Raw genomic sequence first — 23,591 nt, 5'->3', positions numbered from 1 at the left:
TTAGCGGCGGGGGTGGAGGGGGCAGCGCCGGCTTGTCAGGAAGAGATGCGTTCTGGCGCGGTTGGCGGCTACGGCGTTCATGATCAACCCGATCCGCCGGCGCAGCCCCCTCCACCCCCGGGCCTAAGTCGGCCCGGCGGTCCCCCTCCCCCGTGACTTCGTCCCGGAGGAGGAATTGCTAATCCCTGTGATACGGGCTCCCCGCCAGGATCGTCACCGCGCGATACACCTGCTCGGCCAGCATCATCCGCGCCATCGCGTGCGGCCAGGTCTGTGGCCCAAACGCCAGCGTCTCGTTGGCGGCCTGGAGCACCGAGGCATCCAGCCCGTCCGCCCCGCCGATGATCATCACCAGCCGCCGCGTCCCGCCGTCGCGCAAGCTCGCCACCCGCCCGGCAAAGGCGCGGCTGGTCCAGGCCTTGCCGTGCTCGTCGCAGGCAATGACGTGGGCGTCCTTCAGATGGGGGAGGAGGACTTCGGCCTCGGCGGCCTTGCCGGGTTTGCGTGCCTCGACCTCGACGATCTCGACCGGACCCAGGCCCAGCGCCCGGCCGGAAGCCGTGGCGCGCTGGGCGTAGTCGGCGGCGAGGGCGGCCGCCGGGTCTCGCCCCAGCCGCCCCACCGTCAGCAGCGTGACTTTCAGTTGGCCGCCTTGATGTGGTTGGAGTCGACCGACCAGATCTTCTCGATGTTGTAGAAGCTGCGAACCTCCGGCCGGAACAGGTGGACGACCACGTCGCCGGCGTCGATCAGCACCCAGTCGCAGTGCGGCAGGCCCTCGACCCGGGCGCGGCCGTAGCCGTTGTCCTTCAGCGTGCGCAGCACATGGTCGGCCAGCGCGCCGACATGGCGATGCGACCGGCCGGACGCCACGATCATGGAATCCGCCATCGGGCTTTTGCCCTTCAGGTCGATGAGGACAATCTCTTGAGCCTTATCGTCGTCCAGCCTGGACAGGATCAGCTCTTCGAGCGAGCCCTGTCGGGGCTCCTCGTTGGAGGCCGGGATAACGGCTTCCTGCGCCTGGGGCGCCAACTCGCGGTTCAGCGGAGTGCTCCTTGTTGTCTCTCGCTACAAAAGAGAGCCATAGCAGCTTTTCCGGGGTTCGTCAGGCGTTGTGATTCGCCCGACCCAAATCGGGTTGCACCCAGGCCCGCCACCCGTTCCGGTCAAACCAAATCTAAACACTCGATCTGCTAGGACAGGCGTCTGATGAACGCCAGAACGACGTCCATTTCCCGCCGGTTTCTGACCAGCGTCGGCCTGTTGTCGATCGCGGTCACCCTGATCGCGTTCGGGGCCGCCTTCGTCGCCTTCCAGCAGGAGCTGGAGGGCCGCGAGATTGGCTACCTGCGGGACTACGTCACCCAGCGGGCCAATCAGGAAGAGCGGCGATTCACCGATCTCGCCACCCTGCACCGCGACGCCGGCGCGGCGATGAAGGTGCGCATGGCGCAGCTTTCGGACAGCGAGACCAACCGCCTCTTCGACCAGTATTTCCCGCTCAAGACCGACGGCACGCGCCGCAGCCTCGACGCGGCCTTCGACGGCCAGGCCAAGGCCGACGGCGACTATCTCTACGGCGTCGGCGCCTTCATCCGGGACGGCGCCCATGTGCCGATGGTGGAGAAGAAGGCCCTGGTTGCCGCCTATCAGGTGGTGCCGCGCTTCGGCGAGTCGGCCGTCACCCGCTATGACAACTTCTACTTCTTCACCCCGGGCACCCGGCTGGTGATGTTCGCGCCCGGCCGGCCGGACAAGTTGATGTTCTACCGCCACGTGGCGCCGGCAGATCTCGACATCTCCGGCGAGGAGATGAGCAGGATCACCGGCCTGGCGGCCAACCCGACCCGCGCCATCCGCTGCACCAGCCTGCAACGGCTGCTACAGGACAATGTCGGCGAGCGGCTGGCCACCGGCTGCATGACCCCGGTCGATGTCGAGGGCCGTCACCTGGGCGCCTTCGGCTCGTCGATCGAGCTGTCCGGCTACTTCATGCGGGCCATCCGCGACACCAGCCGGGGCGCGGTCAACCTGATCACCACCGGCAATGGCGAGCTGATCGCCTACCCGGGTTTCGCCACCCCCGGCAAGGCGCCGGAAGCCACCCTGGCGGCCTACGAGAAGGACATGGGCCTCAAGGCCCTGATCGCCGAGATCAAGGCCCAGAAGTCGCCGCGCGGCGTCGTCCGGACCCCGGACGGCAAGTACATCATCGCCTATGGCCAATTGCGCGGGCCCGACTGGTATTTCCTGATCCGCTATCCGGCCAGCGCCGTGACCATGGCCGCCGCCAGGTCGGCCGCCTGGATCCTGGTGCTGGGTCTGATCGCCGCCCTGTTCCAGGGCCTGCTGGTGATGGGCATGGCGCGCAAGGTCATCGGCGCCCCGCTGCAGACGCTGGCGCGGTTCGCCGACAACCGTCGCCGCGACCCGCAGGGACCGACCCCGGTCGCCGAAATCGCCGAACTCGAAGCCATCGAGGCCCGCCCCGACGAGATCGGGGCCCTGGCCCGCGCCCTGTTGGCCGCCCGCCGCGAGGCCACCCTGGTCATGGACGATCTGGAAGACCGTGTCCGCGCCCGCACCGCCGAACTGGAACGCGCCAATCAGGAGAAGTCCCGCTTCCTGGCCAACATGAGCCATGAGCTGCGCACGCCCCTGAACGGCGTCGTCGCCGTCTCCGAGACGCTGGCCCGCGAGCAGACCACGGCGCGCGGCAAGGAGCTGGCCGAACTGATCTCGTCGTCGGGCCGCCTGCTCGAGCAGGTGCTGACCGACATCCTCGACTTCTCCAAGATCGAGGCCGGCGAGCTGCGGCTGGAAAGCGGCGTGTTCGACGCCCAGACCCTGGTCAACCGCATCGGCGCCCTGCATGCCGAGTCCGCCGCCCTCAAGGGCCTGGATCTCGACTGGTCCGTCGACGAGGCCGCCGCCGGGGCCTGGCAGGGCGATGCCGTCCGCATCACCCAGATCCTCTCCAACCTGCTGTCCAACGCCGTGAAGTTCACCCACGACGGCGGCATCACGATCCACGTCGGCCGCCGCGAGCACGGCCTGGCCTTCAGCGTCAGCGACACCGGCATCGGCTTCGACGCCGAGGCCGGAGCGCGCCTGTTCCGCCGTTTCGAACAGGCCGACGCCTCGATCACCCGCCGCTTCGGCGGCACGGGCCTGGGCCTGGCCATCTGCCGCTCGCTGGCCGAACTGATGGGCGGCACCATCCTGGCCGCGTCCAACCCGGGCGAGGGCTCGACCTTCGTCGTCACCCTGCCGCTGGAGCCGGCGCAGGTCGTGGGTGAGGAAGACGCCACCCCGGCCGCTGAGGCCGAGGTCGAGGGCATCCATGTGCTGCTGGCCGAGGATCATCCGACCAACCAGCGGGTGGTGCGCCTGATCCTCGAGGCCGCCGGCGTGCGCCTCGACGTGGTCGAGACCGGCGTCGCCGCCCTCGAGCGCCTCAGCGTCCAGGCCTACGACGTGGTGCTGATGGACATGCAGATGCCGGAGATGGACGGCCTGACCGCCACCCAGCGCCTGCGCGAGCGGGAGCGCATAATGGGCGCGACCCGCACCCCGGTGATCATGCTGACCGCCAACGCCCTCGACGAACACGTCCAGGCCAGCCTGGCGGCCGGCGCCGACGCCCACCTCTCCAAGCCGGTGCGAGCCGACAGCCTGCTGGCGGCGATCGCGGCGGCCCTGGAGCCGGGCGAGGTGGAGTTGGCCGAGGCGGGCTAGGCGTCGACCGCCGCGTCCTGCACCTCGTAGAGGTCCACCAGCGAGTCATAGCCGGACAGGAAGTTGCTCAGGTTCTTTTCGAGGTGGTCCATGGTGACGCCGCCGTCGACCATAAGGTAGTTCTCGAAATACAGCGACTTGCCGTCGTCGGAGACGTAGGCCTTGCCGATGTAGTAGTCGCGGTTGTAGCGGTCGGCCGTGCGGCGGGCGACGGCCAGGTCGCTGGTCTCAAGGTCCATCGAGGCGAAGAAGCGCAGGCCCAGGCAGCCCTTGGGATGGCCCTCGGCGTCACAGGCCCGCACATCGACGCCCATGTAGAAGGGGGTGTTGTCCTCGGCCTGGATGGTCCAGCTGGGCTTTTCGCCGTCCTTGTGCGCGTCGGCCACGACCTTGGTCTTGAAGCCGGCCTTGCGGAGCACCGAGGCCACCTGCTCGGCGGTGACCGAATAGTAGACCTCGGCCCTGCCGGTCCGGGGCAGTTCGGCCGCCATTGCCGGCGTCGCCGCCAGCACCACCGCCGTCATCGCCAGCGCACGCCAGGCCATGCCGAAACTCCGTCAAATCAGCGGAGCGATCCGACGCCGCCCCCCGGAGGACCAGCATAGCCCGGACCCATGGGCGTCCCGCAAGGCTTTGCTCAGGGCTTGGCCCGCATCCGCTCGCGCATGGCCGTCGAGGAGGCGAAGTTGAACGGTCCGCGCAGATAGACCCAGGCCGGGGCCTTCAGGGTGGCCAGCAACGGCGCCTCGCGGGCCGGGTGGCGATAACGGGCGAAGCGGCGGGCGGCGGGCGAAAGCCGGGCCTTCAGCGAGGCCCAGGGCCGCGAGACCACGGCGACCGGGACCTCCCGCATCAGCTGGGTCCAGCCCCGCCAGCGATGAACGTCCTTGAGGCTGTCGGCGCCCATGATCCAGACGAAATGGACGCCCGGGTAGCGGGCCTTCAGGAGGCGCAGGGTGTCGATGGTGAATTGCGAGCCCAGCCGGGTCTCGATGTCGCTGACGATCATCCGGGAGTCGCCGATGGCCCTTGTGACATCGGCGAGCCGCTGCTTCAGCGGCGCGGTGTCCTTCGAACTTTTCAGCGGGTTCTGCGGCGAGACCAGCCAGATGACGCGGTCGAGATTCAGCCGCGTGATGGCCGTGCGGGCGACGTGGAGGTGACCCTCATGCACCGGATTGAACGAGCCGCCGTAGAGGCCCACGCGCATTCCGGGCTTGAGGACGAAACCCGTCCGGAGGGCGGCCGGGCGGCCGGCCTCAGGGACGAGTCTGGCCGGACCCGCGAACCACATATTTGAATGTCGTCAGTTGTTCCGCGCCCACCGGTCCCCGGGCATGTAGCCGGTCCGTGGCGATGCCGATCTCGGCCCCGAAGCCGAACTCTCCCCCGTCGGCGAACTGTGTCGAGGCGTTGACCAGCACGATGGCGCTGTCGACCTCGGCGATGAATTGCTCGGCCGCCGCCTCGTCCTCGGTGACGATGGCGTCGGTATGGCCCGATCCGTAGGCCGCGATGTGGCGGGCGGCGCCGGCCACCCCGTCGACGATGGCGATGCTGAGGATCGGGGCCAGGTATTCGGTGGTCCAGTCGGCGGTCGTCGCCGGCTTCATCGAGGGCTCGATGGCCCGGGCCGCCGCGTCGCCGCGCAGCTCGCAGCGTTCCTTGATCAGGGCGTCTGCTATGGGCGGCAGCAGGCGCTCCGCAGCGGCCTTGTCGATCAGCAGGGTCTCGGCCGAGCCGCAGACGCTGACCCGGCGCAGCTTGGCGTTGACGACGATCCGGACGGCCTTGGCGATGTCGGCCGCCGCATGGACGAAGACATGGTTGAGCCCTTCCAGATGCCCCAGCACCGGGGCCCGCGCCTCGGCCTGCACCCGGGCGACCAGGCCCTTGCCGCCGCGCGGGATGATCAGGTCGACCTGGCGGTCCAGGCCCGACAGCAGCTCGCCCACCGCGTCGCGGTCGGTGGTCCGCACGATCTGCACGGCGCTCTCGGGCAGGCCGGCGGCGCGCAGGCCGGTGGCGACACAGGCATGGATGGCCAGGTTGGAGGTGATGCACTCCGAGCCGCCGCGCAGGATCACCGCGTTGCCGGCCCGCACGCACAGGGCCGCCGCGTCGGCGGTGACGTTCGGCCGGCTCTCGTAGATCATGGCGATGACCCCGATGGGGGTGCGCACCCGGGCGATGTCCAGGCCGTTGGGCCGCGTCCAGCGGGCGATCTCCGCCCCGACCGGATCGGGAATGGCGGCGACGGTCTCGATGGCGCTGGCCAGGTCCTCGACCCGCCCCTCGTCCAGCAGCAAGCGGTCGAGCATCGGCCCCGAAATGCCGGCGGCCTTGGCGGCCGTCAGATCCCGGGCGTTGGCGGCGAGAATGGAGCCGGCGCCGTCCCGGATGGCGGCGGCCATGGCGGCGATGGCGGCCGTGCGCTGCTCAGCCGACGCCAGCCGCAGGGCCCGCGCGCCCTCGCGCGCCGCCCGGCCCATGGCCATCATCCTGCCCCGCAATGTCTGGCCGGCGTCGTCCATCCGCTCCGTATCCGGATTTGCTCAGGACGAGCATTAGCGGGTTTGGGAGCGGGTGGATAGCGGTGGGCGCGGCGCTTGTAGTCGCGCTTCGGCAATGCGAGATCATGGACAATGGCCAAGTACGCAATCTTTTGCCTCAACCCCCTGACGGAGCGAGGCGTGGACCCGGAGTTCACGATCGACGCAGAGGCCGCTCGCGCGGCTGGCCTGACCGTCCTTACCTTCGATCACGACGTGCTGGAGCGGCGCCTCGACGCCAGGGCAGCGCTCCGGTCCATGCGGGCGACAGAGCCGGGGGACGTCGTCTATCGCGGATGGATGCTGCGCCTGGAGGCCTATCGGGCCCTGTTCGATGAACTGGCCAGCCGAGGCTTCACCCTGATCACCGATCCGGAAGCCTATGCCGCCTGCCACCACGCGCCGGGCTCCTATCAGGCTCTCAAGGCGTGGATGCCGGACACCCGGTGGGTCGAGCGGGAGCATATGGATGACCCGGCGGCCATCGCCGCTGCCTTGGAGGCATTCGGTCATCGGCCGGTGATCCTCAAGGACTGGGTGAAAAGCCAGGCCGGCTATTGGCGCGAGGCCTGCTTTATCCCCGACGCTTCCGACAAGGATCAGGTTGGCCGGGTTGTTTCGCGTTTCCGGGAACTGCAGGACGACAGTCTCGTCGGTGGTCTGGTGTTCAAGGCCTACCAGCCCCTGACGCCGGGGGGCGGGCCGCCGCACGAGTTTCGGGCCTTCATCCTCGACGGCGTCGTCGTCGGGTGCTGGCCGCGTGACGAGACTTCTGGAGAACCGCCGCCGCCAGACCTCGTCACCCAGGTGGCGGCCCAGATTCCCAGCCGCTTCGCGTCCGCCGACTTCGCCATCGATACGGGCGGACGGTGGTGGCTCCTTGAGGTCGGGGACGGACAGGTTTCAGGCCTGCCCCGGCCCGATGTTGCCGCCCCTCTTATGCAGGCGTTGGCCTCCAGGTTAGCCGGCTAGTCCTCGCTGTAGTCGAACTCGAACTTCGGCGTCTCGCCCTCCAGGCACTTGCCGTCCACCGGTTTGGTCGGGTCCTGCAGGAAGCTTCGGATCATCCCCCGCGCGCAGGGGCTGCCGAAGCTGACCCCGTGGGTGACGTTGGGGGCGATGAACAGCTGGCCCTTGCTGAAGCGGGCGACGGCGGCCTTGGCCAGGCTGGGCGGGCAGCCGGGATCGATCTCGGCGGCGATGAACAGGGTGGGCACGTTGCTGGATTGCGGACCGGCGTCGAGGGGATCGGGCTGGCCGACCGCCCAGGCCTCGCAGACCTCGAAGTAGCGGGTCATCGAAGGCACGGCGAGGGCGGCGATCGGGTCGTCGCCGACCTCGGCCACCTTGGCCCGGTCCTCGAAGGGGAACTCCTCCTTGCAGAGGTGGGTCAGATGCTGGCCTTCGAAATAGGGGCTGCGCTCGGCGCGGTGGGCTTCCAGGGCCGAGAAGTCGCCTTTCACCATGTTGGCCAGATCCACCGGCATATGGCGGGCGCCGTAGTCGTCGTAGGCCGCGTCCATCAGGAAGCCGGCCAGGTCTTCGCGGGTATAGGCGCGGGCCTTCCCCTGCACCGGACCGGCGTTGAACTTCACGGCCAAGGCGACGAAGTCGGCCTCCACGGTCGGAAAGCGCTTGGCGCACTCGGCGTCGGCGGCGCATTTGCCGAGCACCAGATGGACGGCGTCGGAGATCAGCTGCGGCCCGCCCTGCGCCCAGCGGGCCTCGGGCGGCCAGGGGCTGTCGAGCACCACGGCGCGCACGCCCTGAGGCGCATGGCGCAGGATGCCCATGGCGATACTGGTGCCGTAGGAAGCGCCGAACAGGTCGATTTCCTTGTAGCCGAGGGCCTGGCGCAGGTCCTGGACGTCCAGGGCGACCTCCTTGATGTTGTACCGCGAGAGATCGACGCCGGCGGCGGCATGCAGCTGGCCGCAGGCCTTGAGCGTCTGGCCGGCCTCGGCCGACAGCGGGCCGGCGTCATTCATCGCCACCTTGCCGCAATCGAGCAAGGGCGCGGCCTGGCCCGAGCCGCGTTCATCGAAGAAGACCCAGTCCTGATCGACGGCGATCATGTCCTTGGCCAGGGGCGAGCGGGCGATGCGCCCGGCGCCGGCGGCGGCCGCGCCGCCCGGGCCGCCCTGCAGGTAGAAGACCGGCGGCTGGCCGGGGCGGGGGTTCTGGGCCTTGATGACGACCACCGGGATGGCGACCCGCCGCTTGCTGGCCGTGCCGCGCGATTCATCCACGATGAGGATGCCGCAGGAGGCGCGGCTGGCGGCGGCCCCGAAGTCGCCGACGCAAGGGCTGGCCCTGAAGTCCGGCTTGGCGGCCAGGCTGGGCGTGGCGACGGCGAGGCCGGCGCAGGCGAGCGCGGCGGCGAGCAGGGGACGGATCATTGAGAGGCGGCTCCGAAAAGGTGCGGCATCTTAGAACCCGGCAAGGCCGTCGGCGCCAAGGGAATTGCAGGTCAGGCGGGCGACCAGGTCTCGGCGAACACCCGGTGGAAGTTCGCCCCCAGCACCTTCTCCGCCACCCGGGCCGGATAGCCGGCCTTGAGCAGGCGGTCGGCGATGACGGCGCAGCGGTCCGAGCGGTTCAGCCCGGTGACGAAGGGCGGCGGTCCCTCGCCCGGGGCGGCGACCCCGGTCGCCTTGCGGCGGGCGGTCTCGGCGTCCCACATCTTCATCATCTCGGGCGAGGTGTCGAAGGGGGTCAGGATGGTGTCGCTGCCGATGCCAACGTGGTCCTCGCCGGCGGTGTTCAGGGCGTGGGTCAGGTGGGCCATGTAAGCGGCCAGAGACGGCTGGTCGGGGGCGACCGAGATGTAGCTGAGGTCGAAGATGCCGATCACCCCGCCCCGGTCGGCCAGGGCCTTCATCAGCCGGTTGGACTTGTTGCGCGGGTGGGGGCGGATGGCCCCGCTGCCGGCGTGGGTGACCAACACCGGACGGCGCGAGGCCTCGATGGCGGCAAAGCCCGTGGTCTCGTCGCTGTGGCTGATGTCGAGGGTGACGCCCAGCCGGTTCATCCGGTCGATGGCCTGGCGGCCCAGATCGGTCAGGCCGGTCGCGGCTTTCGACATGACGCCCGACCCGAACGGCGTGGTCAGGTTGTAGCTCAGCCCCATGACCAGAACGTCTAAGGCCCGGAAGTGGTCGATGGACTCGACCTGGCCCTCGAGCATCTCGCCAGCCTCGAACGAGGCGATGAGCCCGACCTTGCCGCCGGTCTTGGCGGCGGCGATGTCGCCGATCTTGCGGACGCGGGTGAAGAGGTCGCTGTTGAGGCCGATGGCCTTGTCGATCAGGCCGCATTCCTCGGTGGTCTCGGCCTTGGTCTGACTGCCGGGCCCGCCGAGCGTCATCTTGAAGGCGGACAGGCCCGAGGCCTTGACCTGCGCCCGGGTGACGGCGTCCAGGGGCGCGGTGGGGTCCAACGGCGCGACCAGGTTGCCGTCGATGACGATGGCGTCGCGGTAGAGTCGGCGTGCGGCGGGGCTGATCGTTTCGGCGGCCATGGACGGCAGGGCCGCAAAGGCGGCGGCGGTCACGGAGCCCGCCAGGAACTGTCTTCGATGCATCGCCAACCTCATGCGCGGGAGTGAGGTTCGGACGATATGTAGGCACCTACGTATCGTCAAATGAACTCTCGGTAAGGGACGGGAGGCGCTCGACGATCCGATCATACATCGACTTGCGGGCGAGGGCGTCGTCGAGCCGGTCGAGCAGGGCCACCAGATCGCCGGCCTCGGTGTTGAGCTCGTCGGCGGCGGCGTTGAAGGCGCCCCACAGCGGGGCCAGGTCCGCGGCCAGGGCGCGGCCCTGGTCAGTGAGAACGAGGTTGCGCTTGCGGCCGTCCTCCGGCGAGGCGGCGGAGGTGATGATGCCGGCCTTTTCCATCGAGCGGCTGGCTTCGCTGACCGAGACGTGGGTGATGCGCAGCACCTTGGCGATGGCGCCGACCGACATCGGCCCATTGGCGATCAACTGGCGCAGGATGCCGTACCAGCGCTGTTCGAATCGCACGGCCTGGGCGGCGTAGACACGGGTCCCGTCGCGGTCGAGCAGGTCGGAAGCGCGGCGCAGGCGGGCGGCCAGGGCCTGGCCTCTGAAGCTGCGGCTGTAGTCGAAATCGCTCATCGATCCAGCCATACCGCGAATAGGCCGCCAAGCGTGAGGGGCTTACGGATGCGTCAAACAAGCGCTTGAATGCCGCAAGGTGAGGGCGCTTAGGTGCGCCCGAAATCAAAACGAGGAGGCGTTCATGCCTGAAGCTCTGATCATCGACGCGGTCCGCACCCCCCGGGGCATCGGCAAGATCGGCAAGGGCGCCCTTGCCGAAATCCACCCGCAGGAACTGGGCGCCACCGTCCTCAAGGCCCTGGCCGAACGCAACAAGATCAACACCGCCGAAGTCGACGACATCTTCTGGGGCACCAGCAGCCAGGTCGGCATGCAGGGCGGCGATCTGGGCCGCATGTCGGCGCTGTCGGCCGGCTATGACGTCAAGTCCTCGGCCATGACCCTGGACCGCTTCTGCGGTTCGGGCATCACCGCCGTCAGCCTGGCCGCCCAGGCCATCATGTCCGGCATGGAAGACCTGGTCATCGCCGGCGGCACCGAGATGATGTCGATGGCCGGCCGTCGCGCGCCCTCGGACGGCGCGCCGATGCTGATGGACCGCGGCAACAAGAACCTGCGTGAAATGCATCCCCAATCGCACCAGGGCGTTTGCGCCGACGCCATCGCCACGATGGAAGGCATCACCCGTGAAGACGTCGACGCCCTGGCCCTCGAAAGCCAGAAGCGCGCCGCCGCCGCCATCGCCGGTGGTCACTTCGACAAGAGCCTGGTTCCGGTCTACAACGCCGACGGCACCCTGGCCCTGGACAAGGAAGAGTTCCCGCGTCCGGAAACCACCGCCGAGGGCCTGGCCGCCCTGAAGCCGTCGTTCGCCGCCATGGCCGACGTGCCGCTCGACGAGGAAGGCACGACCTTCCGCAAGCTGATCACCGCCGTGCACCCGGGCCTGGACATCCAGTTCATCCACCACGCCGGCAACAGCTCGGGCGTCGTCGACGGCTCGGCCGCCATCCTGCTGGCCTCGCCCAAGTACGCCAAGGAGCATGGCCTCAAGGCCCGCGCCAAGGTCATCGCAACCGCCAACATGGGCGACTCGCCGACCCTGATGCTCAACGCCCCGGTCCCCGCCGCCCGCAAGGTGCTGGAAAAGGCCGGCCTGACGGTCGACGACATCGATCTGTGGGAAATCAACGAAGCCTTCGCCGTCGTCGCCGAGAAGTTCATCCGCGACCTGAAGCTCGACCGGGCCAAGGTCAATGTGAACGGCGGCGCCATGGCCCTGGGTCACCCGATCGGCGCCACCGGCGCCATCCTGATCGGCACCATGGTCGATGAACTGGAACGCCGTGGCCTGAAGCGCGGCCTGGTCACCATGTGCGCCGCCGGCGGCATGGCTCCGGCCATCATCATCGAGCGCGTCGAAGGCTAGTCCTTCGGACGTCGATACGAAGAGGGCCCCGGAGCGATCCGGGGCCCTTTTTGCGTCAGGCCGCCAGCTTCAGCGGGTCGTGTGCCGGCCGTTGGGCCGGGGTCACCTGGGTGACGGTCCTGGCCTGCTTCATCTGGTGCAGATTGACGGTGATCCAGACGTACATCAGCACCAGGAACAGGCTGCTGAAGGCGGCGACGACGCCGGCCAGGAAGAGGGTTTGGAAGGTCATGGCGGGCTCCCGGGTGTGAGGAACCGGATTTTTGCGCCGGTGACCGGCGCCCGCCATTCGTGGACGGCCCCTAAGGGTTTTCCCTTAGGCGCCTGCCGTCCCGTATGCCCAACCTAGGTATGTTCCACTAAGGGCCATTGCGAAATTTCAACCGCAGGCGTTCGGGCGCAGAACCCTGTCATTGCAGCGGGTCTTCCCGCCATCGACAAGGAAACGCCCCCGATGATTGCCGAACTTCCCGCGATCGACCTGACCGTCCACCACCAGCCGCGCGGCGTTTCGGACCGCGTCGCCTATGGCTTCGTCAAGGCCCTTCGCTTCTTCGCCGACACCTTCTTCGCCACGCGCTACGGCCACCGGGCCGTGGTGCTGGAGACCGTCGCGGCGGTGCCCGGCATGGTCGGCGCCACCCTGACCCACCTGAAGTGCCTGCGCCGGATGTGCGACGACAAGGGCTGGATCAAGACCCTGATGGACGAGGCCGAGAACGAGCGCATGCACCTGATGACCTTCATCAAGGTCTGCCAGCCGACCGCTTTCGAGCGTTTCGTGGTCGTTGCCGTGCAGTGGGTCTTCTACCTGTTCTTCTTCGCCCTCTACCTGATCAGCCCCAAGACCGCCCACCGCGTGGTCGGCTACTTCGAAGAAGAAGCGGTGATCAGCTACACCCACTATCTGGCCGAGATCGACGAGGGCCGCTCGGAGAACGTCCGGGCTCCGGTCATCGCCATCCGCTACTGGGGCCTGGCCGCCGACGCCACCCTGCGCGACGTGATCGAGGTCGTCCGCGCCGACGAGGCCCATCACCGGGACGTCAACCATGGCTTCGCCAACGAACTGGTCGGCCTGCCGCTCGGTGACGTGGCGCCCTGCCCGCCGCATGTGGTGCTGGAACCGAACTGGAAGCGGGCCGCCTGATCCCCCACGAAGGGCGGCGCCAGTGAAGGGGCCCGGCGCAATCCGGGCTCCTTTTCTATGCCCGCTTGCGGCCCGCGAAGGCGGTGGCCGCGATCCCGAGGCCGATCAGGCCGACCCCGGCCGCGTGATAGGGGTGGAAGGGCTCGCCCAGCAGGGCCACGGCGAGCACGGCGCCGAACACCGGCATCAGGTGCATGTACTGGCCGGCCGGCCCGGCGCCGATCAGCTCGACCCCGCGATTGAAGCAGAGGTAGGCCAGGAAGGACGGGAACAGGGCGACATAGCCGATGCCGGCCAGGGCCTGTGGCGTGACCTCGAAGGTGCGGCCCTGGATCAGCTCATGGACATAGAGCGGTGCGGTGATCAGGGCGGCCAGCACGAAGGTGACCAGCAGCAGGCTCAGCGGATGCACCTGCGGGCGGCGGCGCAGCAACAGGCTGTAGCCGGCGTAGAGCACCACCCCGACCAGGATGATGCCGTCGCCCGGATTGAGGTGCAGCGACAGCAACGCCCAGGGCCGGCCCTCGCTGATCACCACCAGCACGCCCAGCAGCGACAGGGCGACGCCGACCAGGGCGCCGGGGCCGACGCGGTCGCGCAGGACGATGAAGCCGAAGAACAGGATCAGCGGCGGGATAGCCGCCTGCATCAGCAGGCTGTTGAGCGCGGTGGTGCTCTCCAGGCCCCAGTAGAGCAGGGCCCCGAACGAGGCGACGCCGCTGAGGCTGAGCAGGACGACAAGCTTCCAGTAACGGCGCAGCACCGGGCCGTCGGTCCTCAGGTGCTTCCAGGCCAGGGGCGCGACCAGCAGGCTGGCCAGCATCCAGCGCCAGAAGGTCAGGGTCATCGGCGGCACGACGCCGCTCATCGCCCGGCCGGCGATGGAGTTGCCGGCCCAGAACAGCATGGTGGCGGCCAGCAGCAGCGGGGCCGTCTTCCACAGGCGCTGCGTCAGCGTCACGCGCCGATCGCCACGATCTCGACTTCGCCGCCGGCGACCATGGCCGTGTCCCCCTCGCCCTTGCCGAGCAGGGCCTGGGCGACCGGTGAGACCCAGGAGACGCTGCCCCTGGCCGGATCGGCTTCGTCCTCGCCGACGATGCGGAAGGTCTGGCGGCGGCCGTCCTCGCGGTCGAAGGTCACCGTGCAGCCGAACTGGACGGTGTCACAGGTCTCGGGGGGCTGGGTCAGCTGGGCGCTGGCCCGGCGGGCGTTGTAGTAGCGCAGGTCGCGGGTGGCCCGGGCCATGGCCGTGCGGTCGGTCGAGACATCGCCCTGCTGGGCGGCGCGATAGGCCAGCTGGGCGGCGTCCAACGCCTCTTCCAGGGCGCTGAGGCCCTCCGGGGTGACGAGGTTGGGATGCTGGGAGATCGGGCGGTCGGGCAGGTCTGCCGCGGTGGCCTCGAGATCTCCCTCCTTGGTGAAAGCGACGCTCATGCGACGGTTGTAGGCCGCCGTTCGGGCATCACCAACCCTGGAAGCCACCCATCCTGCCGACACGGCACAAATGGATCGCCGGCGGCAAAGGCGCTAACAAGGGGGCGTCCCTGGAGTGACCGCCATGCGTTTTGCCTTCGCCCTGACCGCCCTGGTTCTCGCCGCAACACCCGTGATGGCGAGGGAGATCGATCCGAAGGCGCTGTCGGCGGACGTCAAGGTGCTGGCCTCCGACGCCTTCGAGGGCCGCGCGCCGGGCTCGGCGGCCGAGCAGAAGACCGTCGATTACATCGTCAAGCGTTTCCAGCAGTCCGGGTTGGAGCCAGGCGGCGAGAACGGCGGCTGGACCCAGACCGTGCCGCTGGTCCGCACCCAGGTGCAGCCCGGCGGAACCATGGCCTTCACGGTCGGCGGCAAGGCCATGCCGCTGGAGCAGTTCAAGGACATCTACCTCAACACTGTGCGGCCGATCGACCGGATCGCGGTGAAGGACGCGCCGCTGGTCTTCGTCGGCTACGGGGTCAGCGCGCCCGAGCGGGGCTGGGACGACTACAAGGGCGTCGATGTGAAGGGGAAGGTGGTCGTCTTCCTGATCAACGACCCGGACTTCGAGGCGGCGGCGGGCGAGCCGGTGGCCGGCAAGTTCAGCGGCCAGGGCATGACCTTCTATGGCCGCTGGGTCTATAAATACGAGGAGGCCGCCAGGCGGGGCGCGGCCGGGGCGCTGATCGTCCATGAGACGCCCGGCGCCGGCTACGGCTGGATCACCGTGGTGGCCCCGCGCGGCGAGAACTTCGATGTCGCCCGAGCCGATGGCGGAGCCGGCCGCGTGCCGTTCCAGGGCTGGCTCGAACGCGGGACGGCGGCCCAGCTGTTTGCCTCGGCCGGCCTGGACCTCGAGGCTCTGAAGACAGAGGCGCGGACGGCGGCGTTCAAGCCCGTCGAACTGAAGGGGGCGAGCTTCAGCGCCGACGTCGGGGTCGCCTTCAGCAAGGTCCAGAGCCAGAACGTCATCGGCAAGATTACCGGCGCGAAGCGGCCGGACGAGAGCGTGGCCTACGCCGGTCACTGGGACGCCTACGGCCTGGCCGACAAGCCCGACGCGGCCGGCAAGCGGGTGCGGCCCGGGGCCCTGGACGACGCCATCGGCATCGCCGGCCTGTTCGAGATCGCCCGGGAGTTCAAGGCCGGCCCGGCTCCGGAGCGCACGGTGCTGTTCGCCGCCTGGACGGGTGAGGAGCGGGGCCTGCTGGGCTCGGAATACTTCGCCCAGCATCCGACCGTGGCGCTGGAGAAGATGGCCGGGGCCTATACCCTCGATGTGCTGCAGCCGATGGGACCGGCGAAGGACGTGGTGCTGGTCGGGGCCGGGCAGAACGACCTTGAGGACGGCCTGGCCGTGGCGGCCAGGGCGCAGGGCCGGGTGATCACCCCGGATGCCAAGCCCGAACGTGGCCTGTTTTATCGCGCCGACCACTTCTCGCTGGCCAAGCGCGGCGTGCCGGTCATCCTGATCATGGCGCTGGGCGGCGGGGCCGACTTGGTCGATGGCGGCCGGGCGGCCGGCGACAAGTGGGTCACCGACTACACGGCCACGGCCTATCACCAGACCGGCGACGCCTGGAGCGCCGACTGGGATCTGCGCGGCGCGGCGATGGATGTCGATCTGGTGCTTCAGGCCGGCAAGGCGCTGGCCAACAGCAGCGACTGGCCGGGCTGGAAGGCGGGGTCGGAGTTCGGGCCGGTGCGCGAGGCCTCGGCGGCCGAGCGAAAGCCTTAGCTGTCAGCGGGTTCAGCGGCAGCGATGCTGGTTTCGCCGACCTGGCCGACGATTGTGGGGATGCCCAGCACGTGCATCACGCCGTCGACGAAGCGGATATCGTCATCGGCGAAGACCGCGCTGCGCTTGATCAGCGCGGTGTCGCGCAAGGTAATGCGCAGGACCAGGTCCTTGGGCTGGTGACCGTTGGCCAGGGTCTCGTCGAGCCGCTTGCGCAGCTGGGCCATGGTCATCGGCGGAGCGGGGATGGGGGTCTTGGACATGCGGCGCCTTTCGCCCCCGACGTCCCGCGGCGCGGGACCAGATATCGGGCAGGTCGGCAGAACAGGCCGGCAGGGTTCCTTGCAAAAGCGGAACGGTCACACACAATAGCACGGCTCATGGAACCGTGGGGCCTAATCGTCAGACGTCGCCGAGAACGGCGCGGCGACGGGCCAGGCTTTCGGCCGGCCATTGCGCCGCCATGTCGTAGTAGACCTCGAATACCGCCGCTTCCCCGGACAGGTTCACCCAGGGCAGCTTCGAGCGGGTGAAGATGTGGACGTCCGGCGGCAGGGCGGCGGGCTCGTCGAGGGCGCCGACCCGCAGGAAGCGCAGGGCCGGGCGACGGCCATAGTCGCTCCACAGCGCCGTCAGGCAGGCGGGGCAACGATAGACGTCATGCGGCCGGCCGCTTTCCGAGGGCCCCGGGGTGGCCCGAGGCGAACCCTGCAGGATCTCGATGCGGTCGGTCTCGATCAGGGCGTTGACCACGAAAGCGCTGCCGGTCGCCCGCTGGCATTGGCGGCAGTGGCAGCAATGGACGAACATCGGCGCCGTCGTCATCCGGAAGCGGACCTCGCCGCAGGTGCAGCCGCCTTCATGCATGGTCAGGCCTCCGCCCATCGCCGCAGCAGGTTGTGGTAGACGCCGGTCAGGGCGACCAGACTGGCGTGCCCGTCGCCGACTTCGCCGCGCAGGCGCTGCAGGGCCATGTCCATGTCGAACAGCATGGACCGGGCGGCGTCGTCCCGGACATGGCTCTGGATCCAGAAGAAGCTGGCGGTGCGGGCGCCGCGAGTCACCGGCGTCACCTGGTGCAGGCTGGTCGCCGGGTAGAGGATCATCGAGCCGGCGGCCAGCTTGACCGCATGGGCGCCGTAGACGTCCTCGATGACCAGCTCGCCGCCGTCGTAGTCCTCCGGGTCGGTGAGGAAGAGGGTGGCCGAGAGGTCGGTGCGCAGGCGCGTTCTGTCCGGCAGGGTGCGCAGGGCGTTGTCGACATGGACGCCGAAGCTGTGGGCGCCGTCGTAGCGGTTGAACAGCGGCGGGAAGACCCGGGCCGGCAGGGCCGCCGACTGGAACAGCAGGTTGGAGGCCAGGGCCCGTTCGACCTCGGCCCCCAGGCTGCGGGCCGCCTCGCTGGTCTCGGGAAGCTGCAGGTTGTTCTTGGCCAGCGCCGACTGATAGCCGGCCGTCACCTTGCCATCAGCCCAGGGCGCTCCGGCCAGCACCGCCTGGAAGCGGGCGACCTGGTCGGGGGTCAGCAGGTTTTCGATCTGGATCAACATGAAATCGCAGCTAGCTCGTTTGCGACTGATTATCAATTGTGGAAAATACGGAGGCTGGCCAGGACGGCTTCGGCGTCGCGCAGGCAGGGGCGGTGGTAGGCCGCCGCGTCGCCATACAGCTCTGACCGGTGCCAGGCGGCGAGGCGGGTGAGGTCGGCGGGGGTCAGTGGGCGGGCGCCGCGGTCGGCGAGCGGCAGCGGGCCGCCGAGGGCGAGGATCTCGCCGCCGCAGCGCCAGTAGCGGGCCAGGGCGTCGGGGGCGGGCCTCACGCGGCGGGTCCGGCGATCAGGAAGGCGCGGCCCTGGCAGTCGAGCCAGCCCTGGCGCGGGGCCGGGGGCGGCAGGCGGCGGCAGAAGCGCAGGCCGGCGCGGTCGAAGCTGTAGGCCAGGCCGCCATCGACGGCGGGCTGGAAGAAGACCCGGCCATAGTCGGGCTCTTCGCTGCCGTCGGGGCGCAGGCGAGGCAGGGTGGCGAACCAGGCCGGGTCGGCATGGGTCACCGGTCGCGAGAACGCGGTCAGGGGCGGCTCCTGGGATAAGGGGGAACCGAGACTGTATAAAATATACAGATCAAAGTCAAGGGCCAAGCGGTGAACCCAACCCGCTTCCGCTACGATAATGGACCGGATTTCCCCAAATTGGGCGAACTGCCCATTTGTCGCATGGACCCCACAAATCGGGGCGCTACCTAGCGAAGTGACTGGAAACGTTGATTTCCGGATTTTGAACAGTCGGGGGAAACTGACGTTGAAGGGTATTCCAATCGATCCGGCCCAGCGCACCCCCGTCCAGGAGCGGTACCTGCTGAAGCTGGGGATGGACCACTTCCTGCGGCAGCTGTCGGTGCTCAGCGCGCCGTTCGACGGCGACGTCCTGCTGGCCGCGACCTTCGTGGCGGTCTGGCAGGCGAGTGTGAAACATCTCAACGAGCCGGGCATGCCCAGTCCGCTGGCGGTCGAGGGCGTGTTCCCGGACGGGATGCGGCGGGCGGTGACCATCGCCTCCGTGGCCCGCACCCTGGGCCTGCCGCGGGAGACGGCGCGGCGCTATGTGCACCGGCTGATCGCCAGCGGCCATTGCCGGACGGTGGGGGCGCGGGGGGTGACTGTGCCGTCGGAGGTGCTGCGCTCGGAGGCCATGAACCAACTGGCCCGCGAGCATGTCGAGGTCATGCGCAGCCTGTTCGACGGCTATGAGCGCAGCCAGGACCTTCTCAAAGCCTAGGGTCGGCCAGCGACCAGGCTGACCAGCAGCATCAGGCCGGCGGCGACGAGGGCGGCGAGGCCGACCTGCGGCTTGTCGGCGTGCTCGGCCGCCCAGACGGCGATCAGGCCCCAGACGATGGGCAGGCCGTAGGCCAGGTGGCGCAGCCGCCAGACGACGGCCGACCCGACGATCAGCACCCCGACGATGCCGGCCAGGGCGGCGGGCTGGGCGGTGGCCGGGCCGATCAGGCCCCAGGCGGTCAGGACGGTGATGACGTTCAGGAAGCTGGCGATGGTCAGCCAGCCGGCCAGCAGGCTGAGCGGCCAGAAGATGAAGAATCGCGTTCCCGGCCCGACCTCGCCCCGGTGCGGCCCGGCGCGCAGCAGGCCGGCGACGATGGCGGAAGCGGAGGTGACGATGATCACGACGCTGAGCGCCTTCTGGTCCAGGGCGGCGGCGAACAGCCAGGCGCCGCAGCCGAGCAGGGCGATGACCGAGGGCCAGGCGACGGCCCGCAGCGGCGCCGACTCCGGCGTCTGGCGCACCAGTTGCCAGACGCCATAGACGAAGACGCCCAGATAGATCAGGCCCCAGATCGAGAAGGCGTAAGGGGCGGCCCGCAGGGTCTGGTCGCCGTCGCCGGCGAAGGTGGCGGCGTCCATCAGCCCGAGGGCCGACAGCACCGGCGCGGCGCCGATGGCGACAAGGACGGAGGCCATGACGGCGATGGACCGTGCGGCCGGCTTGACGGGGCGTTCGAAGGTCATGGCGCTCATGTAGCGCTCAACGCCCGGCCGGCGAGGCGGTTCGCTCAGACCCGCAGGCCCATAAACGGCAGGGCCCAGAGCAGTTCGACGTCCTCGATCGGCTTGAAGCGGGTGTTGATGCTTTCCAGGGTCCAGAGGCCGGGGGCGGCGCCGCGGCGGAGGATCTTGACCATCTTGCGGCCGTCGGCGAGGCGGGCCATGACCTCGTGGCCGATCAGCGGGGTGGGGTCGTCGTAGCGGCGGCCGAAGATCAGGTGCTCGCCGTGGCGGAAGCGCGGCATCATGCTCTCGCCATCGACGATCAGGACGATGCCGTCCTCGGGCACCATGGGGTCCAGCCAGTCGGCGGCGGCGCCCATCTCGTAGTCGTCGTCGAACAGGGCCTCGGCCCCGGCCGCCACCTTGCCCAGCACCGGCAGGCCCGGGCGCCGCGCCTTCATCGGCCCCTTGCCGGCGTACAGCCACTCGGCCCGCACCCCGAAGGCGCGGGCGTAGTCCTCGGCCTTGCGGAAGGAGAAGCTGGCGTTGCCGTTCTCGTTGCTGGCGTAGGTGTTGAGGTTCCAGCCGTTGGCCCGCGCCGCCTCGGCCGCCGAGCCCAGACCCTTGGCGCGGCGGGCGCGGCGCAGGCGTTCGGCCCCTGCGGCGTGGGGCGATGGGAGGTCGGGCGAAGGGCTCATGTACGAAAACTACGATATTTCCTGTATGTTGTCTACAGACAGGGGTTGAAATTCGTCTGTATAATTTGTACAGTGCCAACATGCCCGATACAGAACCCCATCGGAGCCACCGCGACGTCATCGCCGTCGCGGGTGGACCCTCACGGCTGGCCCGGATGCTGAAGTGCACCGCCGGCTGCATCCATCAGTGGAAGCGCAAGGACTCGATCCCGCCGCGCTACTGGGCGGCCATCGTGCTGCGCGGCCACGCCAGCCTCGAAGAGCTGGCCGGGGCGGCGGCGCGGCGCCCGCCGAAGGCCGGCCGCCCGGCCCGCGTCCGCTAGACCCCTTCTTCTCCATCCCAGAGTGACCGACATGCAGATCGCCGCCGACCCCGGCGCGGCGGGGTGTTCCCGCGCGCCTCAACCTCACCCGCCCCTGCGCCTTCGCGCCGAATGGCCGCGCGAGCGGCTGGACCTGCTGCGCCGGCTGTTCGACGCCGGCCTGTCGCACCTGCTGATCGCCGGCCGCATGGGCGTCGCCAAGGGGGTGATCAGCGGCAAGCTGGCCCGGCTGGGCTGGCGGCGCGGCGAGACGCTGGAGGCACAGGCCCGGGTCTGGACCCGGCCGCCGCTGGTCATCGAGCCCTCGCGCATGCGGCGGCTGGAGGACCTGGGCGAGCGCGACTGCCACTGGCCGGTGGCCGAGGACGCGCGCGGCGTCCAGCTGTTCTGCGGCTGCGAGCGGAAGACCGGGCGCGGCGTCTATTGCGAGGGCCACCAGGCGCGGGCTGGCCGGGGCCTGCGGGCCTGGGAGCGCAAGGCCCTGGAGCCGCGCGCGCCGGTGCGGGCCGAGGCGACGGGCTGGGACCGGTTCAGGGCGGCCGAGGCGCCGGCCAGGGAGGAGTGGTGAGCGACTGGCCCCGCACTCACCGCCAGGTCATCGAAGACGCCGGCGGGTCAACGAAGCTGGCCAACAGGATGGCGGTCAGCCCGGCCATGGTCGCGGGCTGGAAGACGCGCTCCAGCATCCCCTCGGGCCACTGGCCGGAGGTCATCATCGCCTGCGGGGTGTTACTGGAGGAGCTGCAGGCGGCGACGGACCTGTGGACCGGCAAGGACCAGCCGCCGCTCGATCCGGCCGCCGATCCGGCCATCGCGGCGAAGATCGCGGCCTATCAGGACCGGGCGGCGCGGCGGGCGCTGGGCATGCCGGAGACGCCCGCGGCGGGCGAGGAGCCCCTGCCGGAGCCGGCGGCGCCCTCACCGGCCCGCCGCCGGCTGGACGCCTTCTGCCAGACCATCGATGTCCCGGGCGTCGGCCCGCGCCGGCGCGGCGATCCGCCGCTGCTGGCGGCGCATCACCGGCTGTGGCTGCAGAAGCTGGCGGCGGTCGAGCGCGGCAAGATCCGGCGGCTGATGGGCTTCATGCCGCCGGGCTCGGCCAAGTCGACCTATGCGGTCGATGTGTTCACCCCCTGGTTCCTGGCCCGGGAGCCGAACCGCAGCGTGCTGGTGGTCACCTACGCCACGGCCCTGGCCGGGCGGCGCGGCCGGCGGGCCCGGGGCGTCACCCGCCAGCCGGTGTTCGCCGCCGCCATGGGGGTGCGCCCCGACAAGACCCGGGCCAGCGTCATCGACTGGGCGCTGGACAACGGCAGCGAGTGGATGGGGGCCGGCATGCTGGCCGGGATCACGGGGAACCGCGCCGACCTGATCGTCATCGACGACCCGGTCAAGGGCCGGGCCGAGGCCGACAGCGAGATGATCCGGCGCCGCACCCGCGAGGAGTTCGACGACACCGTCCGGACACGGTTGAAGGCGGGTGGGCGCATCGTGCTGATCCAGACGCGCTGGCATGAGGACGACCTGGCGGGCAGCCTGTTGCCGGAGGGCTATGACGGCGCCTCGGGCCCGGTGCTGTGCCGCGACGGCGAGGTCTGGGAGGTGGTCAACATCCCGGCCCAGGCCGAGCGGGCCGACGATCCGCTGGGCCGCGCCGTGGGCGACTATCTGTGGCCCGAGTACTGGCGGGAGGATCACTGGAGCCAGTTCCAGCTCAACCCGCGCACCTGGAACGCCCTGTACCAGCAACGGCCGCGGCCGGTGGAGGGCAGCTATTTCGAGCGGGGGTGGTTCAAGCGCTTCCAGGAGCATGAGCTGCCCAAGACGCTGCGGTACTACGGGTCGAGCGACTATGCGGTGACCGAGGGCGGCGGCGATTTTACCCGGCTGACGGTGTGGGGCGTCGATGCGGCGTTCAACCTTTGGCGGGTGGCGTCCTGGGGCGGCCAGACCAGCGCCGACCGGTGGATCGAGCGTCAGTGCGACCTGATCGCCGACTTCCGGCGGCGCGGCGGCATCCGGCGCTGGTTCGGCGAGGCGGGGGTGATCCAGCGGGCGGTGGAGCCGATGCTGCGGGCCAAGATGCGGGCCCGGTCGGTGAGTTGCCCGCTGGAGTGGCTGAGCTCGGGGCAGGACAAGGCGACCCGGGCGCGCTCGGCGCAGAGCCTGGTGCGGGAGGGGCGGATCTTCGTGCGCGACGACGGGGACGGCGACTGCTTCATCGACGAATGCGTGGCGTTTCCGCTCGGCCGGTACGACGACGAGGTCGACTGCCTGTCGCTGATCGGGCGCTCGATCGACCGGCTGACGGCGCCGGTGGAGAGCTGGCGGCGGTTGCCGGAGTTCGCGGACTGCGGCTCGATCTGGGAGCCGGGGGTGAACAGCGGGTTCGGCCCGCCGGAGTTCGCCGATTGCGGGAGCGTGTTCGACGACTAGGCGGCCGGCGCGGTGCGCAGGATCTTGGCCATCGGCCGGCCCTTGGCCAGTTCGTCGATGAGTTTGTCGAGGTAGCGAATCTCGCGCATCAGGGGGTCGGTGATCTCCTCGATGCGGACGCCGCAGATCAGGCCCTTGATCTCGGTGCGGGCCGGATGCAGGGCGGGGGCCTGGCCGAAGAAGGTCTCGAAGTCGGTCTTGTCGGCCAGGTGGGCGGCGAACTGATCGGCGCTGTAGCCGGTGAGCCAGAGGATGATCTCGTCAACCTCGGCCCGGGTGCGGCCCTTGCGCTCGGCCTTGGTGATGTAGTGGGCGTAAACGCTGGCGAAGCTCATCCTGTAGATCTTGTGGCCGGCCATCGGAGGCTCCTTCACCGAAGGCGGCAGTATAGCGGGTCTGGCGGGGAGGGCGACGGGCTGAGGAAGCCCTCAGTCGGAGGGTCGAAGGCGGCTGACTCTG

General features: G+C 69.6%; 28 protein-coding genes. 9 read left to right on the top strand and 19 right to left on the bottom strand.

The window, feature by feature from the left end:
* Positions 1-178: 178 nt before the first annotated feature.
* The gene (rlmH, locus tag O5I81_RS19140) at positions 179-643 is read right to left on the bottom strand and encodes a 23S rRNA (pseudouridine(1915)-N(3))-methyltransferase RlmH (protein WP_271069059.1); all 465 of its coding nucleotides are present in this window, start codon (positions 641-643) and stop codon (positions 179-181) included.
* Positions 640-1,035, bottom strand: a complete 396-nt coding sequence (gene rsfS / locus O5I81_RS19135; RefSeq protein ID WP_271066461.1) for a ribosome silencing factor — start codon at positions 1,033-1,035, stop codon at positions 640-642. The genes rlmH and rsfS overlap by 4 nt, the downstream gene beginning before the upstream one ends.
* A gap of 177 nt (positions 1,036-1,212) precedes the next feature.
* Between rsfS and O5I81_RS19130 the strand changes: the two genes are divergently transcribed.
* A complete protein-coding gene (locus tag O5I81_RS19130; RefSeq protein ID WP_271066460.1) occupies positions 1,213-3,741 on the top strand; it encodes an ATP-binding protein in 2,529 nt (842 codons plus the stop codon).
* Here O5I81_RS19130 and O5I81_RS19125 read toward each other — a convergent pair.
* The 3 genes from O5I81_RS19125 to O5I81_RS19115 all read right to left on the bottom strand — a co-directional run bounded on the left by O5I81_RS19125 (position 3,738) and on the right by O5I81_RS19115 (position 6,275).
* Positions 3,738-4,286 (bottom strand): YbjN domain-containing protein, encoded by a 549-nt coding sequence (locus O5I81_RS19125; protein ID WP_271066459.1) that lies wholly within the window; start codon positions 4,284-4,286, stop codon positions 3,738-3,740. The genes O5I81_RS19130 and O5I81_RS19125 overlap by 4 nt on opposite strands.
* Before the next feature lie 92 nt (positions 4,287-4,378).
* Positions 4,379-5,035 (bottom strand): nicotinate-nucleotide adenylyltransferase, encoded by a 657-nt coding sequence (locus tag O5I81_RS19120; protein WP_271066458.1) that lies wholly within the window; start codon positions 5,033-5,035, stop codon positions 4,379-4,381.
* On the bottom strand, positions 5,001-6,275 hold the full coding sequence (locus O5I81_RS19115) for a glutamate-5-semialdehyde dehydrogenase (RefSeq protein ID WP_271066457.1): 1,275 nt from the start codon (positions 6,273-6,275) through the stop codon (positions 5,001-5,003). The genes O5I81_RS19120 and O5I81_RS19115 overlap by 35 nt, the downstream gene beginning before the upstream one ends.
* 159 nt (positions 6,276-6,434) lie before the next feature.
* Between O5I81_RS19115 and O5I81_RS19110 the strand changes: the two genes are divergently transcribed.
* Positions 6,435-7,265, top strand: coding sequence for an ATP-grasp domain-containing protein (locus O5I81_RS19110; protein ID WP_271066456.1), 831 nt, complete (start codon positions 6,435-6,437; stop codon positions 7,263-7,265).
* Here O5I81_RS19110 and O5I81_RS19105 read toward each other — a convergent pair.
* The 3 genes from O5I81_RS19105 to O5I81_RS19095 all read right to left on the bottom strand — a co-directional run bounded on the left by O5I81_RS19105 (position 7,262) and on the right by O5I81_RS19095 (position 10,435).
* Positions 7,262-8,692 (bottom strand): alpha/beta hydrolase, encoded by a 1,431-nt coding sequence (locus tag O5I81_RS19105; RefSeq protein ID WP_271066455.1) that lies wholly within the window; start codon positions 8,690-8,692, stop codon positions 7,262-7,264. The two genes, O5I81_RS19110 and O5I81_RS19105, sit on opposite strands and share 4 nt — an antisense overlap.
* A 71-nt stretch (positions 8,693-8,763) precedes the next feature.
* Positions 8,764-9,876, bottom strand: coding sequence for a membrane dipeptidase (locus O5I81_RS19100; protein ID WP_271066454.1), 1,113 nt, complete (start codon positions 9,874-9,876; stop codon positions 8,764-8,766).
* Positions 9,877-9,922: 46 nt separating this feature from the next.
* A complete protein-coding gene (locus tag O5I81_RS19095) occupies positions 9,923-10,435 on the bottom strand; it encodes a MarR family transcriptional regulator (RefSeq protein WP_271066453.1) in 513 nt (170 codons plus the stop codon).
* 124 nt (positions 10,436-10,559) lie between these two features.
* Between O5I81_RS19095 and O5I81_RS19090 the strand changes: the two genes are divergently transcribed.
* Complete coding sequence (locus O5I81_RS19090; RefSeq protein WP_271066452.1) at positions 10,560-11,807, top strand: acetyl-CoA C-acetyltransferase; 1,248 nt, start codon at positions 10,560-10,562, stop codon at positions 11,805-11,807.
* Between the two features lie 55 nt (positions 11,808-11,862).
* Here O5I81_RS19090 and O5I81_RS19085 read toward each other — a convergent pair whose 3' ends face one another.
* Positions 11,863-12,039: a hypothetical protein gene (locus tag O5I81_RS19085; RefSeq protein WP_271066451.1), complete on the bottom strand. Its 177-nt coding sequence runs from the start codon at positions 12,037-12,039 to the stop codon at positions 11,863-11,865.
* A gap of 222 nt (positions 12,040-12,261) precedes the next feature.
* Here O5I81_RS19085 and O5I81_RS19080 point away from each other — a divergent pair, with 222 nt between their 5' ends.
* Positions 12,262-12,957, top strand: a complete 696-nt coding sequence (locus O5I81_RS19080; RefSeq protein WP_271066450.1) for an alternative oxidase — start codon at positions 12,262-12,264, stop codon at positions 12,955-12,957.
* 55 nt (positions 12,958-13,012) lie between these two features.
* Here O5I81_RS19080 and O5I81_RS19075 read toward each other — a convergent pair whose 3' ends face one another.
* Entirely contained in the window at positions 13,013-13,918 is a 906-nt protein-coding gene (locus tag O5I81_RS19075) for a DMT family transporter (protein WP_271066449.1), read from the bottom strand.
* On the bottom strand, positions 13,915-14,394 hold the full coding sequence (gene greA, locus O5I81_RS19070) for a transcription elongation factor GreA (RefSeq protein WP_271066448.1): 480 nt from the start codon (positions 14,392-14,394) through the stop codon (positions 13,915-13,917). Before greA ends, O5I81_RS19075 begins: the two co-directional genes overlap by 4 nt.
* 124 nt (positions 14,395-14,518) lie before the next feature.
* On the opposite strand from greA, the gene O5I81_RS19065 reads away from it, so the two are divergent.
* Complete coding sequence (locus O5I81_RS19065) at positions 14,519-16,174, top strand: M20/M25/M40 family metallo-hydrolase (protein ID WP_271066447.1); 1,656 nt, start codon at positions 14,519-14,521, stop codon at positions 16,172-16,174.
* Here O5I81_RS19065 and O5I81_RS19060 read toward each other — a convergent pair.
* From O5I81_RS19060 to O5I81_RS19040, 5 genes are all read right to left on the bottom strand, one after another.
* Complete coding sequence (locus O5I81_RS19060) at positions 16,171-16,437, bottom strand: hypothetical protein (protein WP_271066446.1); 267 nt, start codon at positions 16,435-16,437, stop codon at positions 16,171-16,173. The two genes, O5I81_RS19065 and O5I81_RS19060, sit on opposite strands and share 4 nt — an antisense overlap.
* 139 nt (positions 16,438-16,576) lie before the next feature.
* Positions 16,577-17,041: a GFA family protein gene (locus O5I81_RS19055; RefSeq protein WP_271066445.1), complete on the bottom strand. Its 465-nt coding sequence runs from the start codon at positions 17,039-17,041 to the stop codon at positions 16,577-16,579.
* 2 nt (positions 17,042-17,043) lie between these two features.
* Complete coding sequence (locus O5I81_RS19050) at positions 17,044-17,724, bottom strand: Fe2+-dependent dioxygenase (RefSeq protein ID WP_271066444.1); 681 nt, start codon at positions 17,722-17,724, stop codon at positions 17,044-17,046.
* Positions 17,725-17,756: 32 nt separating this feature from the next.
* Positions 17,757-17,993: a hypothetical protein gene (locus O5I81_RS19045; protein ID WP_271066443.1), complete on the bottom strand. Its 237-nt coding sequence runs from the start codon at positions 17,991-17,993 to the stop codon at positions 17,757-17,759.
* Positions 17,990-18,223, bottom strand: coding sequence for a hypothetical protein (locus tag O5I81_RS19040; RefSeq protein ID WP_271066442.1), 234 nt, complete (start codon positions 18,221-18,223; stop codon positions 17,990-17,992). Before O5I81_RS19040 ends, O5I81_RS19045 begins: the two co-directional genes overlap by 4 nt.
* A gap of 247 nt (positions 18,224-18,470) precedes the next feature.
* Between O5I81_RS19040 and O5I81_RS19035 the strand changes: the two genes are divergently transcribed.
* A complete protein-coding gene (locus tag O5I81_RS19035; protein WP_271066441.1) occupies positions 18,471-18,947 on the top strand; it encodes a hypothetical protein in 477 nt (158 codons plus the stop codon).
* On the opposite strand, the gene O5I81_RS19030 is transcribed toward O5I81_RS19035, so the two are convergent.
* On the bottom strand, positions 18,944-19,705 hold the full coding sequence (locus tag O5I81_RS19030) for a hypothetical protein (protein WP_271066440.1): 762 nt from the start codon (positions 19,703-19,705) through the stop codon (positions 18,944-18,946). The genes O5I81_RS19035 and O5I81_RS19030 overlap by 4 nt on opposite strands.
* 35 nt (positions 19,706-19,740) lie before the next feature.
* On the bottom strand, positions 19,741-20,373 hold the full coding sequence (locus tag O5I81_RS19025) for an XRE family transcriptional regulator (protein ID WP_271066439.1): 633 nt from the start codon (positions 20,371-20,373) through the stop codon (positions 19,741-19,743).
* A gap of 80 nt (positions 20,374-20,453) precedes the next feature.
* On the opposite strand from O5I81_RS19025, the gene O5I81_RS19020 reads away from it, so the two are divergent.
* From O5I81_RS19020 to O5I81_RS19010, 3 genes are read left to right on the top strand one after another with little or no spacing between them, the layout of a single operon-like run.
* Entirely contained in the window at positions 20,454-20,696 is a 243-nt protein-coding gene (locus O5I81_RS19020) for a hypothetical protein (RefSeq protein ID WP_271066438.1), read from the top strand.
* 31 nt (positions 20,697-20,727) lie between these two features.
* Positions 20,728-21,264, top strand: coding sequence for a GcrA family cell cycle regulator (locus O5I81_RS19015; RefSeq protein ID WP_271066437.1), 537 nt, complete (start codon positions 20,728-20,730; stop codon positions 21,262-21,264).
* Positions 21,261-23,132 carry a hypothetical protein gene (locus tag O5I81_RS19010; protein ID WP_271066436.1) on the top strand — a complete coding sequence of 624 codons (1,872 nt, stop codon included), beginning with the start codon at positions 21,261-21,263 and terminating at the stop codon, positions 23,130-23,132. The genes O5I81_RS19015 and O5I81_RS19010 overlap by 4 nt, the downstream gene beginning before the upstream one ends.
* Here O5I81_RS19010 and O5I81_RS19005 read toward each other — a convergent pair.
* Complete coding sequence (locus O5I81_RS19005) at positions 23,129-23,491, bottom strand: DUF2200 domain-containing protein (RefSeq protein WP_271066435.1); 363 nt, start codon at positions 23,489-23,491, stop codon at positions 23,129-23,131. The two genes, O5I81_RS19010 and O5I81_RS19005, sit on opposite strands and share 4 nt — an antisense overlap.
* Positions 23,492-23,591 lie beyond the last annotated feature (100 nt).

It is taken from the genome of Caulobacter sp. NIBR1757 (genome assembly GCF_027912495.1).
In the GTDB taxonomy this organism is placed as follows: domain Bacteria; phylum Pseudomonadota; class Alphaproteobacteria; order Caulobacterales; family Caulobacteraceae; genus Caulobacter.
The sequence above is the reverse complement of the archived record's forward strand: the minus strand, read 5'-3'. Positions and strand labels throughout refer to the sequence as shown.

Bases quoted from the DNA above. Each gene is read 5' to 3' on its own strand.
- greA (WP_271066448.1), bottom strand. From the start codon at position 14,394: ATGAGCGTCGCTTTCACCAAGGAGGGAGATCTCGAGGCCACCGCGGCA.
- O5I81_RS19130 (WP_271066460.1), top strand. From the start codon at position 1,213: ATGAACGCCAGAACGACGTCCATTTCCCGCCGGTTTCTGACCAGCGTC.
- O5I81_RS19030 (WP_271066440.1), bottom strand. From the start codon at position 19,705: ATGAGCGCCATGACCTTCGAACGCCCCGTCAAGCCGGCCGCACGGTCC.
- O5I81_RS19055 (WP_271066445.1), bottom strand. From the start codon at position 17,041: ATGCATGAAGGCGGCTGCACCTGCGGCGAGGTCCGCTTCCGGATGACG.
- O5I81_RS19115 (WP_271066457.1), bottom strand. From the start codon at position 6,275: ATGGACGACGCCGGCCAGACATTGCGGGGCAGGATGATGGCCATGGGC.
- O5I81_RS19105 (WP_271066455.1), bottom strand. From the start codon at position 8,692: ATGATCCGTCCCCTGCTCGCCGCCGCGCTCGCCTGCGCCGGCCTCGCC.
- O5I81_RS19085 (WP_271066451.1), bottom strand. From the start codon at position 12,039: ATGACCTTCCAAACCCTCTTCCTGGCCGGCGTCGTCGCCGCCTTCAGC.
- O5I81_RS19100 (WP_271066454.1), bottom strand. From the start codon at position 9,876: ATGCATCGAAGACAGTTCCTGGCGGGCTCCGTGACCGCCGCCGCCTTT.
- O5I81_RS19020 (WP_271066438.1), top strand. From the start codon at position 20,454: ATGCCCGATACAGAACCCCATCGGAGCCACCGCGACGTCATCGCCGTC.
- O5I81_RS19050 (WP_271066444.1), bottom strand. From the start codon at position 17,724: ATGTTGATCCAGATCGAAAACCTGCTGACCCCCGACCAGGTCGCCCGC.
- O5I81_RS19090 (WP_271066452.1), top strand. From the start codon at position 10,560: ATGCCTGAAGCTCTGATCATCGACGCGGTCCGCACCCCCCGGGGCATC.
- O5I81_RS19125 (WP_271066459.1), bottom strand. From the start codon at position 4,286: ATGGCCTGGCGTGCGCTGGCGATGACGGCGGTGGTGCTGGCGGCGACG.
- O5I81_RS19120 (WP_271066458.1), bottom strand. From the start codon at position 5,035: ATGTGGTTCGCGGGTCCGGCCAGACTCGTCCCTGAGGCCGGCCGCCCG.
- O5I81_RS19015 (WP_271066437.1), top strand. From the start codon at position 20,728: ATGCAGATCGCCGCCGACCCCGGCGCGGCGGGGTGTTCCCGCGCGCCT.
- O5I81_RS19060 (WP_271066446.1), bottom strand. From the start codon at position 16,437: ATGTCCAAGACCCCCATCCCCGCTCCGCCGATGACCATGGCCCAGCTG.
- O5I81_RS19095 (WP_271066453.1), bottom strand. From the start codon at position 10,435: ATGAGCGATTTCGACTACAGCCGCAGCTTCAGAGGCCAGGCCCTGGCC.
- O5I81_RS19065 (WP_271066447.1), top strand. From the start codon at position 14,519: ATGCGTTTTGCCTTCGCCCTGACCGCCCTGGTTCTCGCCGCAACACCC.
- O5I81_RS19005 (WP_271066435.1), bottom strand. From the start codon at position 23,491: ATGGCCGGCCACAAGATCTACAGGATGAGCTTCGCCAGCGTTTACGCC.
- O5I81_RS19025 (WP_271066439.1), bottom strand. From the start codon at position 20,373: ATGAGCCCTTCGCCCGACCTCCCATCGCCCCACGCCGCAGGGGCCGAA.
- O5I81_RS19080 (WP_271066450.1), top strand. From the start codon at position 12,262: ATGATTGCCGAACTTCCCGCGATCGACCTGACCGTCCACCACCAGCCG.